Origin of the sequence: Plantactinospora sp. GCM10030261, assembly GCF_042666615.1 — a bacterium.
In the GTDB taxonomy this organism is placed as follows: Bacteria; Actinomycetota; Actinomycetes; order Mycobacteriales; family Micromonosporaceae; genus KBS50.
In genome coordinates this window covers 146,349-162,104 of record NZ_JBHTDD010000014.1, presented here as the reverse complement: position 1 = coordinate 162,104, position 15,756 = coordinate 146,349, and the positions used below count along the sequence as shown (strand labels likewise).

Annotated in this window: 13 protein-coding genes; 7 read left to right on the top strand and 6 right to left on the bottom strand. The window is 70.8% G+C overall.

The annotated features are described in order from the left end of the window. Nucleotides 1-85: 85 nt before the first annotated feature. Complete coding sequence (locus ACFQUZ_RS18420) at nucleotides 86-712, top strand: DUF4272 domain-containing protein (protein WP_377443759.1); 627 nt, start codon at nucleotides 86-88, stop codon at nucleotides 710-712. A gap of 3 nt (nucleotides 713-715) precedes the next feature. On the opposite strand, the gene ACFQUZ_RS18415 is transcribed toward ACFQUZ_RS18420, so the two are convergent. Genes ACFQUZ_RS18415 through ACFQUZ_RS18405 form a run of 3 tightly spaced genes read right to left on the bottom strand, consistent with a single transcriptional unit; the run spans nucleotide 716 to nucleotide 4,127 of the window. Next, entirely contained in the window at nucleotides 716-1,675 is a 960-nt protein-coding gene (locus ACFQUZ_RS18415; RefSeq protein ID WP_377443705.1) for a putative RNA methyltransferase, read from the bottom strand. Nucleotides 1,676-1,713: 38 nt separating this feature from the next. After that, entirely contained in the window at nucleotides 1,714-3,765 is a 2,052-nt protein-coding gene (locus tag ACFQUZ_RS18410; RefSeq protein ID WP_377443703.1) for a glycogen debranching N-terminal domain-containing protein, read from the bottom strand. Beyond that, complete coding sequence (locus tag ACFQUZ_RS18405; protein WP_377443701.1) at nucleotides 3,762-4,127, bottom strand: SCP2 sterol-binding domain-containing protein; 366 nt, start codon at nucleotides 4,125-4,127, stop codon at nucleotides 3,762-3,764. The genes ACFQUZ_RS18410 and ACFQUZ_RS18405 overlap by 4 nt, the downstream gene beginning before the upstream one ends. Before the next feature lie 129 nt (nucleotides 4,128-4,256). Here ACFQUZ_RS18405 and ACFQUZ_RS18400 point away from each other — a divergent pair, with 129 nt between their 5' ends. Continuing rightward, the gene (locus tag ACFQUZ_RS18400; protein WP_377443699.1) at nucleotides 4,257-5,342 is read left to right on the top strand and encodes an adenosine deaminase; all 1,086 of its coding nucleotides are present in this window, start codon (nucleotides 4,257-4,259) and stop codon (nucleotides 5,340-5,342) included. Here the strand turns inward: ACFQUZ_RS18400 and ACFQUZ_RS18395 are convergent. Continuing rightward, nucleotides 5,311-5,919: an ATP-binding protein gene (locus ACFQUZ_RS18395; RefSeq protein ID WP_377443697.1), complete on the bottom strand. Its 609-nt coding sequence runs from the start codon at nucleotides 5,917-5,919 to the stop codon at nucleotides 5,311-5,313. The genes ACFQUZ_RS18400 and ACFQUZ_RS18395 overlap by 32 nt on opposite strands. A gap of 287 nt (nucleotides 5,920-6,206) precedes the next feature. Between ACFQUZ_RS18395 and ACFQUZ_RS18390 the strand changes: the two genes are divergently transcribed. The 4 genes from ACFQUZ_RS18390 (at nucleotide 6,207) to ACFQUZ_RS18375 (ending at nucleotide 11,531) form a co-directional block, all read left to right on the top strand. Beyond that, complete coding sequence (locus ACFQUZ_RS18390; protein WP_377443695.1) at nucleotides 6,207-10,061, top strand: nitrate- and nitrite sensing domain-containing protein; 3,855 nt, start codon at nucleotides 6,207-6,209, stop codon at nucleotides 10,059-10,061. Next, a complete protein-coding gene (locus ACFQUZ_RS18385) occupies nucleotides 10,058-10,462 on the top strand; it encodes a roadblock/LC7 domain-containing protein (protein ID WP_377443693.1) in 405 nt (134 codons plus the stop codon). Before ACFQUZ_RS18390 ends, ACFQUZ_RS18385 begins: the two co-directional genes overlap by 4 nt. Nucleotides 10,463-10,564: 102 nt before the next feature. Next, nucleotides 10,565-10,942, top strand: a complete 378-nt coding sequence (locus ACFQUZ_RS18380) for a DUF742 domain-containing protein (RefSeq protein ID WP_377443757.1) — start codon at nucleotides 10,565-10,567, stop codon at nucleotides 10,940-10,942. Nucleotide 10,943: 1 nt separating this feature from the next. Beyond that, nucleotides 10,944-11,531, top strand: a complete 588-nt coding sequence (locus ACFQUZ_RS18375; RefSeq protein ID WP_377443691.1) for an ATP/GTP-binding protein — start codon at nucleotides 10,944-10,946, stop codon at nucleotides 11,529-11,531. Between the two features lie 228 nt (nucleotides 11,532-11,759). Here the strand turns inward: ACFQUZ_RS18375 and ACFQUZ_RS18370 are convergent, their stop codons facing one another. Both ACFQUZ_RS18370 and ACFQUZ_RS18365 read right to left on the bottom strand, forming a co-directional pair. Further along, nucleotides 11,760-14,219 carry a transposase gene (locus ACFQUZ_RS18370; protein ID WP_377443755.1) on the bottom strand — a complete coding sequence of 820 codons (2,460 nt, stop codon included), beginning with the start codon at nucleotides 14,217-14,219 and terminating at the stop codon, nucleotides 11,760-11,762. 35 nt (nucleotides 14,220-14,254) lie between these two features. Further along, entirely contained in the window at nucleotides 14,255-15,259 is a 1,005-nt protein-coding gene (locus tag ACFQUZ_RS18365) for a DNA primase (protein ID WP_377443689.1), read from the bottom strand. A gap of 148 nt (nucleotides 15,260-15,407) precedes the next feature. Here ACFQUZ_RS18365 and ACFQUZ_RS18360 point away from each other — a divergent pair, with 148 nt between their 5' ends. Further along, nucleotides 15,408-15,749 (top strand): PadR family transcriptional regulator, encoded by a 342-nt coding sequence (locus tag ACFQUZ_RS18360; protein WP_377443687.1) that lies wholly within the window; start codon nucleotides 15,408-15,410, stop codon nucleotides 15,747-15,749. The last annotated feature ends 7 nt before the right edge of the window (nucleotides 15,750-15,756 follow it).

The following is a 15,756-nucleotide window of genomic DNA, read 5'->3' as shown; positions in this document are numbered from 1 at the left end:
ATCAAGGGCCCCTTCCTCCGAGGAGAATCCGGTGGCCGTACGCACGCCCGACCCGCAGGCCGTCCGAGACGCCAGCCTCGACGAGATGAGCCGGCTCGGGCTGCCCCTGCCGCCGCCGTCGTACCCGCTGGTGTGGGAACCGGGTGACGAGGTGGAGTTGCGGCCCCTCGTCGAGATCGAGGCGCGGGCCGCTATCCTCCAGCTCATCCTGGCCCGGTGCTTCGGCATGCCGCCGCAGGCCGGGATGAGCTGGCTGCTCAGCTCCCACCTGGTCGACTCGCTCACCCCGCCCGAGTGGCACTTCGTCACCGGCGGCGAGGGGGACCACCGATCGTTCGTCCTGCACCACGACGCCCTCTTCGCGCTCTGCTGGCTGCTCGGGCTCACCAAACACCTGGACCCGACCGAGCCGGTGGACGAGCGGTTGATCGAGGCGCTGCCGAACATCGCGGCCGGCGAGACGTTCGACCGGTGGCGGTCCCGCACGCTTGTGGCGCCGCAGGACGCGGTCGACGCCGCCATGCTGCTGGACTTCTACTACTGCCTGGACTGGAGCTACCTGGAGGCCGAGAAGCTGGGCCGCCCGCTGCCCGGGGTGGTGGACGCCAACGCGATCGGCCAGCGACGCTGGGCCCTGGAGTGGGCGGTGGTCTTCTCCGGCCCGTACCACGATCCGCCCGGCGGCTGGGAGGAAGTGGATCTGTCCACCTAGGATCTAGGTGGCGCGCGGCCGGAACTCGGACAGCGTCACCGAGACGGTGGCCGGCACCGGTTCCGGCAGCCGGTCGACGTCGACGGCGAGCCGGTCCGGGTCGGTGTGCCAGGCGCTCGGGCCCATTCCGACGACGGTCCGCACCGCCCGCCGGTCCAATCGCAGCGGGTAGCGCAGCGGGGTCTGCCGCACCAGGTCGAAATCGCCGGCCAGGCTGGCGATGACCCGGTCCGTCTTGGCCGGGTCCACCCGGAGCAGCCGCAGCCGTTCGACCAGCTCCGCCAGGTGGTCGTCGGCCGGGGCGAGCACCAGCAGCGCGCCGTCCGGGCGCAGGATCCGGCGGAACTCGGGGCCGTTGCGGGGCGCGAAGACGTTCAGCACCAGGGCGACCGCGGCGTCCGCCACCGGCAGCGGCCGCCAGGTGTCGGCCAGCGCCGCGGCGGCGCGGGGATGCACCCGGGCCGCGCGGCGCAGCGCCGGCTTGGCGACGTCCAGCGCCAGACCCACCGTCCCGGGCAGCGCGTCGAGCACCGCGGCGAGGTACCTGCCGGTGCCGGCCCCGGCGTCCACCACCAGATCGGGGTACGCCCCAGGCGCGCCGTCGCCGGCGGCCGGCACCGTCGTCGCTTCGCCGCCGCCGGTTCGCGTCTCCCGTGCCGACAGCGTCTCCCGTGCCGACAGCGTCTCCCGTGCCGACAGCGCCTCCCGCGCCGCCCCGGCGAGCAGGTCGGCAACCGGTGCGTAGTGGCCGGCGGCGAGAAACTCCTCCCGCGCGGCGACCATGTCGGCGGTGTCGCCGACGTGCGACGCCCGGCCGGCGAGCAGGTTGACGTAGCCCTGCCGGGCCCGGTCGAAGCTGTGCCGGCCCGGGCAGCGCAGCGGGTCCGTGGGGCCGGGGCCGACGGGCGCCAGGGCCCGGCCACAGACCGGGCAGCGCAGCCGGCGGACGACGTCGGGATGCATCGGCGCATTCTCCCGTACCGCCTGCCACAGCCACTAGGTCACCGCTTCCGGCTGACCTCCGGCCGGCCGAATGCGTCCATCGCACCCCACCGGCCCGGGATGTCCAGCAACTCCACCCGGCCGATCTCGTCGGGCAGCGCCGGATCGATGAACAGCCGGTCCCCGACGGGTTCCAGCCCCAACACGGCGCGGAGCAGGAGCATCGGGGTGGCGGCGGACCACGCCTGCGGGCTGCACGCCGTCGGGTACTGGACCGGGTGTACGGTCACGCTGCGGTCGTACCCGGCGAACGCCTCGGGGAGCCGGTGCTCGAAGAACGGTGCGGCGGCGATGATGCTGGACGCGATAAGTCCGGCTTCCCGCCGGAAGCCGTAGCGCCACATCCCCCAGGCGATGAGTGAGTTGTCGAACGGCCAGACCGTGCCGACGTGGTATCCGACCGGGTTGTACCGGCCCTGGTCGGACGCCAACGTACGCACCCCCCAGCCGGAGTACAGTCGCGGACCGACCAGGTGTTCCACGACCCGGGCGGCCCGATCCGGTGCGACGATGCCGGACCACAGCAGGTGTCCCATGTTCGACGAGAGCGCGTCGACCTGCCCGCCGTCGCGATCCAGCGCCAACGCGTAGTACTCCCCGCGCTCCACCCAGTAGTCCCGGTTGAACCGCTCCTTCAGGGCGGCCGCCTCGGCCTCCAACCGCTGGGCGAACGCTGGATCGTTCCAGCAGGTCCGGGCCAGCCGGGCGGTACGGATCTTCGCGTCGTACGCGTAGCCCTGGATCTCGCAGGTCGCCCGGGGCAAGCCGGGTATCCGCCCGTCCCGGTAGGAGATGGCGTCGGGGGAGTCCTTCCAGCACTGGTTGACAAGCCCGGTCTCGGTGTTGCGCGGCTGGTACCAGACGTACCCGTCGCCGAGCAGGTTGCCGTACCCGTCGATCCAGGCCAGCGCCCGCCGGGCATCGTGCTCCAGTTCGCGTACCAGGTCAGCGTCTCCCGACCACCGCTCGTACTCGTCGAGCAGGATGAGGAACAGCGGGGTGCTGTCCGCGGCCCCGAAGTAGGCGGTGTGGGGCTGTTCCTCGAACGCCGCGGTCTCGCCGTACCTGACCTCGTGAATGATCTTGCCGGGCTCCTCATCGCGGAAGTCGTCGAGCTTGCCGCCCTGGGCGAGAGCGAGCGCGCGCAGGGTGGTGGCCGCCATGCCGGGAAGGAACGGCAGAGACTGTAGGCAGGTGATGATGCTGTCCCGCCCGAACATGGTCATGAACCACGGAAGCCCGGCGGCCGGCAGGCTCTGGCCGGCGGTGATGAGCGGGATGTACTGCAGCGCCGCGAGGTCGACAAGCCCGCGTTCGTACGCCCCGCGCAGCGACGCGTTCTCACAGACCAGCCGTGGTGCCGCGGCGAGCCAGTCCTGCAGTTCCTGCTGTTTCCGGGCCCGGGTCTGCCGCGCGTGCCGTTGGATGGAGACCTCGGTCGGATACCCTGGAGCCGCTTGCACCACTGTCTCCACCCGCAGGTCGGTCACCCACTGGTCCCGCGGGTCGAGGCGGAACTTCCAGGCCAGCCCTGACTCGTCGATCTCGGTCGGCGGAACGCTTGTGGATATTACCGCCATCCGGCGGAAGCGGTCCCGCTGGTAGATCATGCGAAGTTCGTTGTCGGCTATCTCGGTGGTAATCCTGCCCCGCTTGTCCAACTCGCTGTTCTTGATCTCGAATAGGTCGGCGAAGTCGCCGGCGATGTCCAGCCGGACCAGGATGTCCATGGCCCGGCCGTCGTGGTTGAACACGGTCAGCCGCTCGTCGAAGCTGCCGCCGATCGAGCGATGACGGATGACCGAGAGCTTCGCGTCGACGTAATGCGTCGGTTCGCCGGGGACCAGGAAGAACCGGGCCTCGTAATACTGGACGTCGTCGGTTGACAGGGGATTCAGCCGTTCCCCGTTGACGCTCAGGATCCAGGCCGAGATGAACCGGGTGTCGAACGAGAACACCCCGGTGGGAAAGCGGACGGACGGGACGATGTCCCCGTTGCGGTCGCTGACCACGAACGAGTTGCCGTCCAGGATGCTGACCAGGTCGCTCATCCCGGTCCTCGGACCAGTTCCCGCGGATCCCGGGCATCGGGCGGCCCCGGCAGCACCTGCCGGAGCAACGCGAAGACGCGCATGTCCCCGGACACGGACAGATCATTCCGGAACAGCGCGGCGAGGAGGCTGCCGCCCCGCCGCAGGCCGTCGAAGACGGCGGCGTCACCCTGGATCACACAGTCCGCAGGCTGGACAGATCGGGAGACCCGCACCTCACCCCGCCGCATCCGCACGTACCAGTGGTCGGTCTGGCCCTCGTGCATGCTGACGTCGAACCGGATCGTCGCACTCACATTCTCCGGCAGCACGTCGTGCCGACGCGGTAACCGCTCGAAGAACGCCGCCACCATCTCTGTCATCATCCAGATGACATCCCGGATCGGGGTGAGGCCACCTCGTCTCCATCGGGTGAGTCGCAGTCGGCTGGACATACACGACTACCGCCGGCCTGCCGGCACCGGTGCCCGCTGGCTGACTAATGTCTTGGCATGGTCGCGATCTCATTCGAAGACATCGTCCGGGCTCCGAAGGCTCTGCTGCATGATCACCTTGATGGTGGCCTGCGGCCCGGTACGGTCATCGACCTGGCCGCCGAGATCGGGCACGGACTGCCCACCACCGACCCGGAGGAACTCGGCCGATGGTTCGTCGCGGCCGCCGGCTCCGGTTCGCTGGAGCGTTACCTGGAGACATTCGAACACACGGTCGCCGTGATGCAGACACCGGAGGCACTGCATCGGGTGGCCGCCGAATGCGCCATGGACCTCGCGGCCGACGGTGTGGTGTACGCGGAGGTGCGGTTCGCGCCGGAACAACACCTGGAACGGGATCTGAGCCTCGACGAGGTGGTCGAGGCGGTGCTCGCCGGCTTCGCCGCCGGCACCGAGACCGCCGCCCGGGAGGGTCGGCAGATCCGGATCGGCACGCTACTCACCGCCATGCGGCACGCGGCCCGCTCCCAGGAGATCGCCGAGTTGGCGGTGCGGCACCGGGACAGCGGGGTGGTGGGATTCGACATCGCCGGCGCCGAGGCGGGCTTCCCACCCACCCGGCACCTGGACGCCTTCGAATATCTCCAGCGGGAGAACGCCCACTTCACCATCCACGCCGGGGAGGCGTTCGGGCTGCCGTCGATCTGGCAGGCGATCCAGTGGTGCGGCGCCGACCGGCTCGGTCACGGGGTGCGGATCGTGGACGACATCACACCGGTGGCGGCAGGCGGGAAGCCGGTGCTCGGCCGGTTGGCCGCATACGTTCGGGACAAGCGGATCCCCCTTGAGCTGTGCCCCTCGTCGAACGTGCAGACCGGCGCCGCTCCGTCGATCGCGCAGCATCCCATCGGACTCCTGCGTGACCTGCGGTTCCGGGTGACGGTGAACACCGACAACCGGCTGATGAGCGGCACCAGCATGTCGCGGGAGATGGCCCTGCTGGTGGAGGAGTTCGGCTATGGGTGGGCGGAACTCCGGTGGTTCACCATCAACGCGATGAAGAGCGCCTTCATCCCGTTCGACGAGCGCCTGGCCATCATCGACGAGGTCATCAAACCGGCGTACGGGAGGCTGCTGGGTTGACCTGGGTGGTGCCCGGCGACGGGGTGACGTCCGATGCCGGTTCCGCCGGTACCGGCCGTTGGCGTCGTTGCCCCGGCGTCGGACGGTCCTGGAACTGGGCCACCCGGCGCAACACCGAACGCCCGCTCGCCGGCCGGCAGCCGAGACCGGCCTGCCGCGCCAACACGGTCGGTTCTGCCCGCAGCAACGCCACGCCGCGCCGCACCAGCAGGCCGGGTGCCTTGCGGCGTTCGGTCAGGTCACGCAGGAGGCGCCGGACGAAGGTCAGCCAGCGGGACCGGCGGAGCGCGTACGCTTCCGCGAGCAGACCGAGGGACCGGCAGGCGGGCGCGATCTCTGCGGCGAATATCCCTTCGGCAACAAAAATTGGCGATCCGGTCAGGTCAAGAAGCCGCGTATCGACTCGCCGGTCCGCGCCGATCGCGTAAACCGGCACTTCGGCCTTGCCCTCCCGGACAAGTCGGGCGATGGTCTGTACCGCCGCCTCAGCGTCCCATGCCTGGGGTGACTCCCAGTTGACCCGACCGTCAAGCCGAGGCAGGCTTGGATCGTCGCCATTCTTGTAGAAGTCGTCCAAGCAGAGAACGGGAAGTCCGGTGCGACCCGCTATGTACGACTTTCCTGACCCCGAGGGGCCGGCCAGCAGGATGACGCCGACAGGACGCGTAATCACTGTTAGTGACTCCAGGAAAACGGTTTGCAATCAAATTCCATTAATATCCCACCACACTTCCACCGAGTGACAACCTGGGCTTTCCTCTTGCCGAGCGGCGTGATGGAATCTCGGGGGTCCGACCCGGCCGGGTCGGTCGCTGAGCGGTGCCCGCCTCTCCCTCGGGGGCGCCGAAGTGGGAGGGCGGTGACGTGAGCGAGCGGCCAAAGGCGGCGACCTCTGTCCAGTCGCGGACCCGTCGGCCCTTCGTCGGCCGGCTTCGTGACATGCCGATCTGGTCAAAACTCGGCCTCATCATGATCATGCCGACAATTGCCACGATCGTGGTCGGCACCACGGGTCTCATCGACAGCCTGCAGACACTCAGCAACGCGAACCGGGCACACAGCCTGGCGCAGGTCTCCGAGGCGTCCGCAGCGATGATCGACCAGTTGCAGGCCGAGCGCACCCTGGCAGTCCGCATGCTCAGCGAACGGAACGCGGAAGCCCGGGCGAGCTTCCGCGAGCCGTACCTCCAGGCCAACGGCAAGTCGGACGAGGCGCGTGAGCCGTACTCCGAACGGCGTCAGGACCTGTCCGGCCTGCCGCAGAGCAGCCAGCAGTTGCTCACCGAGATCGACCGGGACCTCGCCAATCTGCCCGGGCTGCGCAGTCAGGTGGCCAACGGCAAGATCCGAGCGACCGACGCGGCCCTCGACTACGACCAGTTGATCGCCGAACTGCTCGACATGCGCGACGCGGCGGCCCAGCTTGCCGCCGACCCGGGCCTCAGTGAACGACTGCGGGCCGCGGCCACCATCGCCAGGGCCAAGGAGTTCCTGTCCCAGCAGCGGCTGCTCGTCCACCAGGCACTCGTCCAGGGTGGAATGACGCCGTCACTGTTCACCGACTACATCGGTGCCCGCGAGGGTCAGGCGCAGGCACTGCAAAGCTTCAAGTCGGTCGCCTCCACCAACGAGAGCGGGCTGCTGGATCAGACGGTGGCCGGTCCGGACCAGCGCGTGGTCCTGACCTACACCGGCTCGATCGTCGAGAAGGCCGGCCAGAACGTCGGGCAGGGCCTGTTCAGCGCCGACCAGTGGGACAGCGCGCTGCGGGACAGCAACGACCAGTTCCGCACGGTGGAGTCGGAACTCGACCGGCGCGCGGTCAGCCGGGCCGACGGGCTGCGTTCCGACACGCAGCGCGAGGTGTTCCTGCAGACCGGTCTGCTCCTCGGCATTCTGCTGCTGTCCATCCTGTTCGCCTGGATGGTCGCGCGGTCGATGGCGCGATCGCTGCGCGAACTGCGGCACGGCGCCCTCACCATCGCCCAGTACGGACTGCCCCAGGCGGTGTCGCGGTTGCGTGACCCGCAGGTGACGGGGCAGGCCAGCCCCGCCCAGGTGGCCAAGCAGGTCGCCGAACCACTGCCGGTGCGCAGCAAGGACGAATTCGGGCAGGTGACCGAGGCGTTCAACGCGGTCCACCTGGAAGCGGTCCGCACCGCGGCCGAACAGGCCGCCCTCCGGGCGTCCGTCGCCACCATGTTCGTCAACCTCGCCCGACGCTCGCAGATCCTGGTGGACCGGTTGATCGGTCATCTGGACCGGTTGGAGCGTGGCGAGGAGGACCCGGACCGGTTGGCCGAGCTGTTCCAGCTCGATCACCTGGCCACCCGCATGCGCCGCAACGACGAGAACCTGCTGGTGCTCGCCGGCGCCGACTCCACCCGCGTGCAGCGTGAGCCGGCAGCCCTGATCGACGTGCTGCGCGCCGCGCAGTCCGAGGTCGAGCACTACACCCGGATCGAATTCGGGATCATCGACCGGGACATCGAGGTGGCGGCGCATGCCGTCAACGACCTCGTCCACCTCGTCGCCGAGCTGTTCGACAACGCCACCTCCTTCTCGCCGCCCGACTCCCAGGTGATGGTCGAGGCCCGGCGGATCGGAGACCGTGCCGCCCTCCACGTCGAGGACCGGGGGATCGGCATCACCCAGGACCAGATCCGGGACCTCAACGAACGGCTCGCCACGCCGCCACAGGTCGACGTGGCAGTCTCCCGGATGATGGGCCTGGTCGTGGTCGCCCGGCTGGCGGCCCGGCACGGCGTCACTGTCGAGCTGCGGCCCGGCACCGATCGGGGGACCGTAGCCGAGGTCACCCTGCCCAGCCCTGTGCTGGTGCCACGAGCCCTCGCCGGTCGGGGACAACAGCCCGCCGCACTCACCGGCGCGCCGGCCAGCCCCTACGGCGCCCCGCTGGCACTAGAAGGCGGTCCGGCTCAGCGGACGGCCAACGGCCAGCCCGCCGTTCCGGTCAACGGATCCGGCAGGTACGACGGACCGGGCACCAACGGTGGTTCGCCGCGCACCAACCAAAGCCACGGCATGCCGGCCTGGTCTGATCTCACGGGAGCTTCGGCCGCCAACGGAGCGGGCGGATTCGCCCGTCCCGGGGGCGACGTGGATCCGCTTCCGCAGCGCCGCTCCGACCAGTGGACGGTCGAGGCCGAGGGCGGCAATGGGTCCGCTCAGCAGGCTGCCCCGCAGATGCCGGCCATTCCCGAGCAGCGGTCGGCCGGTCAGGACCGCACTGGCCGCGGGGCGCCGTCCCAGGTGCCGCCGGTTGCCTCGGCTCCGCCGGCCGCGTCCGCCCCACCGGCCTCCTCGTCGGGCTGGGTGGTCGCCATGCCGGACGAGGCCGCCGCATCGCCGAGCACCGGCCCCATCCCCGTCAGCGCACAGCCGATGCAGCAGCCGGCCTCGCCCTACCAGCCGGCCACCCAGCCGGTGAGTGGCCAGCCGGCGGCTCCGTACCAGCCGGTGAGTGGCCAGCCGGCGAGTGGCCAGCCGGCGGCTCCGTACCAGCCGGTGAGTGCTCAGCCCGTGAGTGCCCAGCCCGTGAGTGCCCAGCCGGTCAGCGCCCAGCCGGTCAGCGGCCAGCGTCCGGCGGAGTCGGGCGCGCCGGACCGGAGCCAGCCGACGGGTGCGCCGCCGGTGTGGCCGCCGATACCACAGCCCGAGCGGGACGCCGGCGCGCCGCCGGTGCCCGAACGCCTCTCCGCGGCACTGGACATGACCGCTGAGATGCCGCGGGTGATGCGCCGGGAGGACCGGCCCGCGCCCGCTCCGCAGCCCACGTCCGAATCGACGGTCGCGCCGGCCTCGGCCCCACCGTCGCCGTACGCCCCGGCCCGGCCGCAGCCGGTGCCGGCGCAGTCCGCCGCTGGCGCGACGGAGTCCCGGCAGCGGTTCGCGGACGAAACGATGGAACTCCCGATTTTCCGGGAGTTGGAGTCGGCCTGGTTCCGCACCCGACGCCCGGCCGGCGAGGAGGGCTCTGCCTCGACCGCCAAGCCGGCGCCTCGGACACCGACCGCGCCGCCCACGGCGCCGGTGGCCCCGATCACGCCGGCCGCGCAGACCGCACCCGCCGCACCGACCGCACCCGCCGCACCGGCCGCGCCCGCCGCATCGGCCGCGCAGGGGGCACTGGCGGCGCAGCGCGCTTCGGCCACGCAGAACGCGTCGACGCAGCAGTTCGCCGCCGTACGTGACGAAGCGGGGCCGGACCAGCCCACTGGCACGGCAGGTGACATGAGCATGGCCAACGCGTCCCGATCCTCGGGCCCGGTCCCGCCGGTTCGCCTGGAGACCCGGCGCGGTGGGGGCGCTGCCGGCTTCGGGGCCGGGGCGGCCGCTCGCCGCAGCGAGACACCGTCCGAGAGTTGGCGTACCGCGGCGGATGATGGATGGCGCGCGGCCACCGCCGCGAGTGAGGTGCCCGTCAACGAGACCACCTCAACAGGCCTTCCGAAGCGGAGGCCGATGGCGCAGCTCGTACCCGGTGGGGTGGAGAAGCCGAGCACCTCGGTGCAGCGCCGCACCCCGGAGGCCGTGCGTGGGCTGCTCTCCGCGTACCACCGCGGCGTTCAGCGCGGTCGTTCGAACCCGACGGACGACAACACGACCCAGCCGGAGACGTCTTCGGTGGGGCGGCAATCCTCGCAAGCTGGCTTGGGCCCGATGGCCGGAAGCGGGCAGAAGGAGCATGAAGGATGACAACGACGCAGGATCTCGGTTGGCTTCTCGCCAACTTCGCCGATCGCGTACCGGGAGTCGCCCACGCCGTCGCGGTCTCCGCGGACGGTCTGCTCCTCGCGGGATCGAGGGACCTCCCGCGAGATCGAGCAGACCAACTGGCGGCCATCGCGTCCGGGCTGGTCAGCCTCACACAGGGGGCGGCGCGTTGTTTCGAGGGCGGAGCTGTCCTCCAGACGGTGGTAGAAATGGACAACGGCTTCCTGTTCTTGATGTCCATTTCGGACGGGTCGTCGTTCGCCGTGCTCGCGGCTCGTAGTTGTGATGTTGGACAGGTCGGGTATGAAATGGCGCTGCTCGTGGATCGGGTCGGCGAAGCGCTGACACCGTCCCCGCGGGCCGCGGCGGGGATGTTGGGCTGACCGGGTCATGGCCGGCAACCAGTCGGCCTGATCCATGATGGACGTAGGTACGGTTCCACAGGTGGAGCCGGCGGTGCGGGGAGAAGGGGGTGAGCGGCGATGATGCCAGAGCGCGACGAGCCGACCGGCTCGCTGGTGAGGCCATACGCCGTCACCCGCGGGCGAACCCGGCCCCGGCTCGACATCGCTCTCGAAGCGCTCGTCGAAACGACGGTACGTGGTCGGACCGCCGGAAACGGCAAGGGCGGCCACGGTCGGGAGCATCAATACATCGCCGCGCTCTGCGACGGTCGATTGCAGTCGCTCGCGGAGATCGCGGCGCGGATGCAGTTGCCATTGGGAGTGGCTAGGGTGCTCATCGCTGACATGGCTGCCGACGGCATGGTGGCCGTGCACGAACCCACTTCCCTTGACGATTCGAACGACGCGGTGGGCACTGAACTGCTGGAGAGGGTGCTGAGTGGACTTCGCAGGCTCTGACATGTCGCACCGCCAGATGGCGGGGCGCGTGACATCGGCGAAGATTGTCATCGCCGGTGGGTTCGGCGTTGGCAAGACGACGCTGGTCGGCTCGGTCTCGGAGATCACGCCGCTGACCACCGAAGCCATCATGACATCGGCGGGCGTGGGCGTTGACGACACGCGACAGGTGCCGGGTAAGACGACGACTACGGTCGCCATGGACTTCGGTCGGATCTCGATCGATCGAGATCTGATCCTCTACCTCTTCGGTACCCCGGGCCAGACGCGTTTCTGGTTCATGTGGGACGAACTGGTGCGTGGGGCGATCGGAGCCGTGGTCCTGGTCGACACCCGTCGGCTCGCGGACTGCTTCGCCGCGATCGACTTCTTCGAACATCGACGGCTTCCGTACCTGGTGGCCATCAACTGCTTCGACGGGATGCAGTACCACGACCCGCAGGACGTCCGCGAGGCGTTGGCGATTTCCAACGAGGTGCCGGTCGTCGCGTGTGACGCCCGGAACCGGGAGTCGACCAAGCACGTGTTGATCTCGCTGGTCGAGTACGTCCTGACGATGCGGCGTTCGAGGGCGGTCGCACCGGCCTGATCGGCTGGACATTGTGGACCGGACGATGCCGTCCGGTCCACAATGGGCGCGTCTGCGGCTCGTGTGCTCCTGCGCCGCGGTGTTTCGCGCGGCGTTGCTGACGTGTGCCCTCCGGCGCCACCATGTGGCAAACGTGGGCGCCGGGACTCCCTCTCCGACCCGCTCCCGCAACAACCAGGCCGGGACACCCAACTACTTGGGTGTCCCGGCCTGGTTGTTGCGATCTGGTCAGGACCGGTAGCCGGCCGACCGGAACTCGTAGTCGCGCTGGGAGTCGTCCTGCTCGCGGCTGAAGTCCCAGCCGCCGGCGGACTCCCGACCCGGCCGTCCACCGACCGCGTAACCACCGATCTCCTGGCCGCGCCGCCAGCCCCGGAAGTAGCCGGTGGTGTTCTCGGCCAAGCTGGCCGCGTTCCGCACGATCCGGAGCGGACGTTCGTCCCGCAGGGGTGAACCCGGCACAAGGTTGGCCTGCGGCACCCGCTTCGGCAGACCGGCGCCGGTTTCCGTGCCGATGGACGGCCGGGCCGCCTGTTCGGCCGCGTGCCACCCGGTGTCTGCCGTCGAGGACCAGTCCAGTTCGGATGGCTCGTCGGTATGCCCGGTGAACCACGCCGACCGGGTGGCCGCGAAGATGAGGAGATCACCGTCGCCCTCGTCGGAGACGGGAAGGTCCGCCGGACCGTTGCGGTGGCCGTTCGACGAATCGAGCGCCGCGGCCGGTTCCGGCGAAGCACCCCGGGAGCCGTTGGTCCGTTCCCGCCGGGCCGGCAGCTCGGCTCCGCCGAATCGGGCGCCGTTCGTCAGGTCGCCACGGGTCGGCAGGTCCGATTCGGTCCCTACGAGACGCAGCGGCGGCGTATCGTCGGCTGGCTCGGCGCGCCGGCCGAAGTCGTCCCGCAACGCGCGATCGGCCAACGGCGGCGGCTCGACGAGCCGGAGCACAGGTGGCTCCGGGGGCAGATCGTCGGCCAGCCACGGCGGCGTCACCCGCTGCTCGCCGGTGGTGGATGGCGTGTTCGCGGGACGGCCCCCATGGGGTTGCGCGTCGGCGTGCTCGTCGGATCCGTTCACCAGGGGCCAGTTGGCGCGTGAACCCGGTGGCGCCGGCGGTTCCGGGCGCGGTGCCGGGACAGGCAGGCTGAGATCGGTGGCGCTGAACCCGTTGCTCGGCGGGGCGGGTCGCTCCGGACGGGCGCTGGGCGGAAGGGATGTCGCGCGCTGCCGTTCGGCGCGGGCACTGTTGATGGCCGCAGTGGTCAGGGTGGGCCGGAACGGCTCCCCGGCCTCGGCGGGCGGCCGGGGTCCGCGCTGTCCCGGATTGATCGGTGTGATGCCCGGTGGCGGTGGCGGTGGCGCCGAGACCGGTCGGCTGGCCGGCGCCTCCCGCCGGTACGCGGCGGGTGCCGACTCGGCCACCTCGCGGGAAGCTGATCGCGGGTCGGAGGCGGTACGAGCGGCCGGGGCCACCGGGCGTGGCGGCGCCGCCGGGCGACCCACCGGAGCGGGGGCGATCGGCGGCGGTGCCACCGGCTCGGGCTGGTGCGGCGCGGCCGTTCCGGCAGGCTCCGGTTGCCGGCGGCGACCGATCACGGGCATCGGCTCTTCCTCGGCGGCCCGGCGCCGGGTCCGTCCGGAGTCGGACTGGGCCGGTTCCGCGCCGGCACGACGTGGTGCGGCGGACTCCGGGGCGGCGCGCCGGGGGGCCGGTGACTCTGCGGGCCGACGGGCTCCGGCGGCCTCCGCCGCCCGGCGGGCACCGCGGTTGGGCAGGGCCGGCGGTGCCATCCGGGCGGACAGCGCCGTGACCAGTGCCTCGCAACCGGCGTCGCAGGCCCGGACCGCCGCCACGGCCTGACGTACCGTCTCCGCTGCCGCGGCGGTCACGGCGGTGTTCGCGCTCGCCCGGCGTCCCGTCTCGGCGATGGCGACCCGGAGCGCCGTCACGGCCTCGTCGATTGCGGCCGGCGCGGCGATTCCGTGGGCCGCCAGCCCGACGATGATCTGTTCGGTCGCCGTCGACGCGGCCCTGGCTCGCGGGCCGCCCCCCAACATGCCCGGCTCGGGCAGCGCGTCGAGGACGGCCAGCGACACCGGCTCCGCGGGATCCGGGTACGCCCGGAGGGCGGCCGGGTAGAGCTCGCGGAGCACTTCGCGCAGCGCGGCGGCGGCCGAGTGGCGACCGGTGGCGAGGGCCGCGTGTGCGGCCAGCATGGGCTTGTAGTCGGTCAACTCCCGGGGAGCGGGGAGGGTGGCCGCCCACAGTGCTCCGGCCTGGAGCGCCCGAGCCAGGCCGACCGCCCGCCGCACGGCTGGCGGGGCCTGCATCTCTTCCACGGAGTCGTCGTCGGCGAACCGCTCCGCGTAGTCGTCGACCGAGTCGTCGTCGGCGATGGCGAGTGGCCGGCCGGCCGCACTGAGCAGCGAAACGACCAGGTGATCGTCGCTGTCGGCGGCGACTGCCGCGTCACCGGGGCCGCTGGACCGTTCCGCGAGCAACGCGCTGAGCCGCGCATAGCCCGCCGCGTCGTCACCGACATCGCAAACATGCAGCAGCCGGCCCGCGTCGTCGACCACAGCGGAGGTCAGCGCCGGTCCGGCCGAGGCCGGTCGAGCAGTCTGATCCGCCAAGGCCAGACCGCAATACACCCGCACGAGCGCCACGTGGTCGTCCTCCTCCCCTGACACGACGTGTGCCAAGAACTGATGCTCCCTGCTCAGGGTCAGTCGCGCCAGTCCACGACGGCAGAGATCTTGCCGATAATCGTGCGCCAACCGAGACTTGCCGTTTGCGCACCGATTTTCCTGACCCGCCGCCGTCCCCGGAACCCGCCGAGGCCACCCTTCACCGTCGACCGTAGCGCCTCGTCCAGGTCGTCCAGGCTGGAGCCGGTGGACAGCATGTCCAGAACGGACGGCAGGCGTAGCGCGTACGACAGGTCGCGCGCCGCCTCACCTGCCTTGATGAGCAGGTTGGCGTCCCAGGTGTCATGTCCGCCACGCAGGTTCTCCACGACGAGGTCCAGCTCGTAGGAGTCCTCGTCCGAGGGAACGATGTCGGCCGGCTCGACCCGGTCGACGAGCTGATCCCAGGTGTCGACCTGCGTCATGTCGTTGGGCGCGCCGGAACGGATGAAGGAGACAAGCGACTCCGGGCTCTTGAAGAGCAGCAGGCGGCCCCGGTGGGAGAGGAAGACCGGCACCTCCTCAGGCTCCGGTTCCGGCACCTGCTCGGCGTCGACATCGGTTTCGGGCTCGTCCTCGAAATCGGCGGGGTCGGGCTCGTCGCGGTCGACGTCGAGGTCGGCGGCGTCGCGGTCGCCCCGCGCCCCACGCCGCTCGTCGGCCTCCACCTCGGCCTCGGCCAACTCCTCCGTGAACTGGTCGTCCAGTTGCTCCGTCTCGGCGTCCGCGAGGGCCGCCCGGCGTCGTGCCGCGAAGGGATCGTCGGTTTCGCGCTCTTCGATGTCGGTGGCGGTAACCTGGTCCGACATCCGGTAGGCCCGCAAGGTGAAGCCGGCTCCGCTCGGGAGGGCGATCTCCACGGGGGTGATCCGGAGTTCCTCCCACAATGACCGGTCGGCGACGGAATCCGCCGCGGCCTCGGTCTCCAGGTGGCCACTCTCGTCGGCGTTCGGGTCCTGGTCGGGCGCGTTGTTCGGACGTTCCGCGTCGAGTTCGCTGTCCGGCTCGTCGGCGTCGGGCCGGTTGGACGGCTGGCGGGCCACGCTGACCTCCGTGTGTATTCAGTGGGCGCTCGACCTACGAGCTGTCCGGGCGGGTGACTCTGCGCACATACCCTAATGGGCCTACCCGGCGAAGCGGCGCCCGCACCCCGGTGGAGTTCGGGCCGATTAACTAGTAGGCTTTCTACTTATGAAGGCGCAGGCACTGCACGGCCATCTCGACGCCCTCCTCCTCGCCGTCCTGGAGAGCGGGGCAATGCACGGCTACGCCATCATCGAGGCGCTCAAGGCACGCAGCGGCGGCAGCCTCGACCTGCCCACCGGCACCGTCTATCCGGCCCTCCGTCGCCTGGAGCGCGCCGGCTGGGTGTCCAGCGACTGGAGCGTCGTGAACGGCCGGCAGCGTCGCACCTACCAGCTCACCGCGGGCGGGCGGCGGACGCTCGCCGGTGAACGGGCCAGTTGGCAGGAGTTCAGCGCCACCGTGCAGGCGTTCCTGGGGGATGCCCGGCCACCGGCCGCACCAGCGTGATCAGCGG

Excerpts from the sequence above, each read along its gene's own strand:
- ACFQUZ_RS18420 (WP_377443759.1), top strand. The coding sequence starts at position 86 with ATGAGCCGGCTCGGGCTGCCCCTGCCGCCGCCGTCGTACCCGCTGGTG.
- ACFQUZ_RS18415 (WP_377443705.1), bottom strand. The coding sequence starts at position 1,675 with ATGCATCCCGACGTCGTCCGCCGGCTGCGCTGCCCGGTCTGTGGCCGG.
- ACFQUZ_RS18410 (WP_377443703.1), bottom strand. The coding sequence starts at position 3,765 with ATGAGCGACCTGGTCAGCATCCTGGACGGCAACTCGTTCGTGGTCAGC.
- ACFQUZ_RS18405 (WP_377443701.1), bottom strand. The coding sequence starts at position 4,127 with ATGACAGAGATGGTGGCGGCGTTCTTCGAGCGGTTACCGCGTCGGCAC.
- ACFQUZ_RS18400 (WP_377443699.1), top strand. The coding sequence starts at position 4,257 with ATGGTCGCGATCTCATTCGAAGACATCGTCCGGGCTCCGAAGGCTCTG.
- ACFQUZ_RS18385 (WP_377443693.1), top strand. The coding sequence starts at position 10,058 with ATGACAACGACGCAGGATCTCGGTTGGCTTCTCGCCAACTTCGCCGAT.
- ACFQUZ_RS18380 (WP_377443757.1), top strand. The coding sequence starts at position 10,565 with ATGCCAGAGCGCGACGAGCCGACCGGCTCGCTGGTGAGGCCATACGCC.
- ACFQUZ_RS18375 (WP_377443691.1), top strand. The coding sequence starts at position 10,944 with ATGTCGCACCGCCAGATGGCGGGGCGCGTGACATCGGCGAAGATTGTC.
- ACFQUZ_RS18360 (WP_377443687.1), top strand. The coding sequence starts at position 15,408 with ATGAAGGCGCAGGCACTGCACGGCCATCTCGACGCCCTCCTCCTCGCC.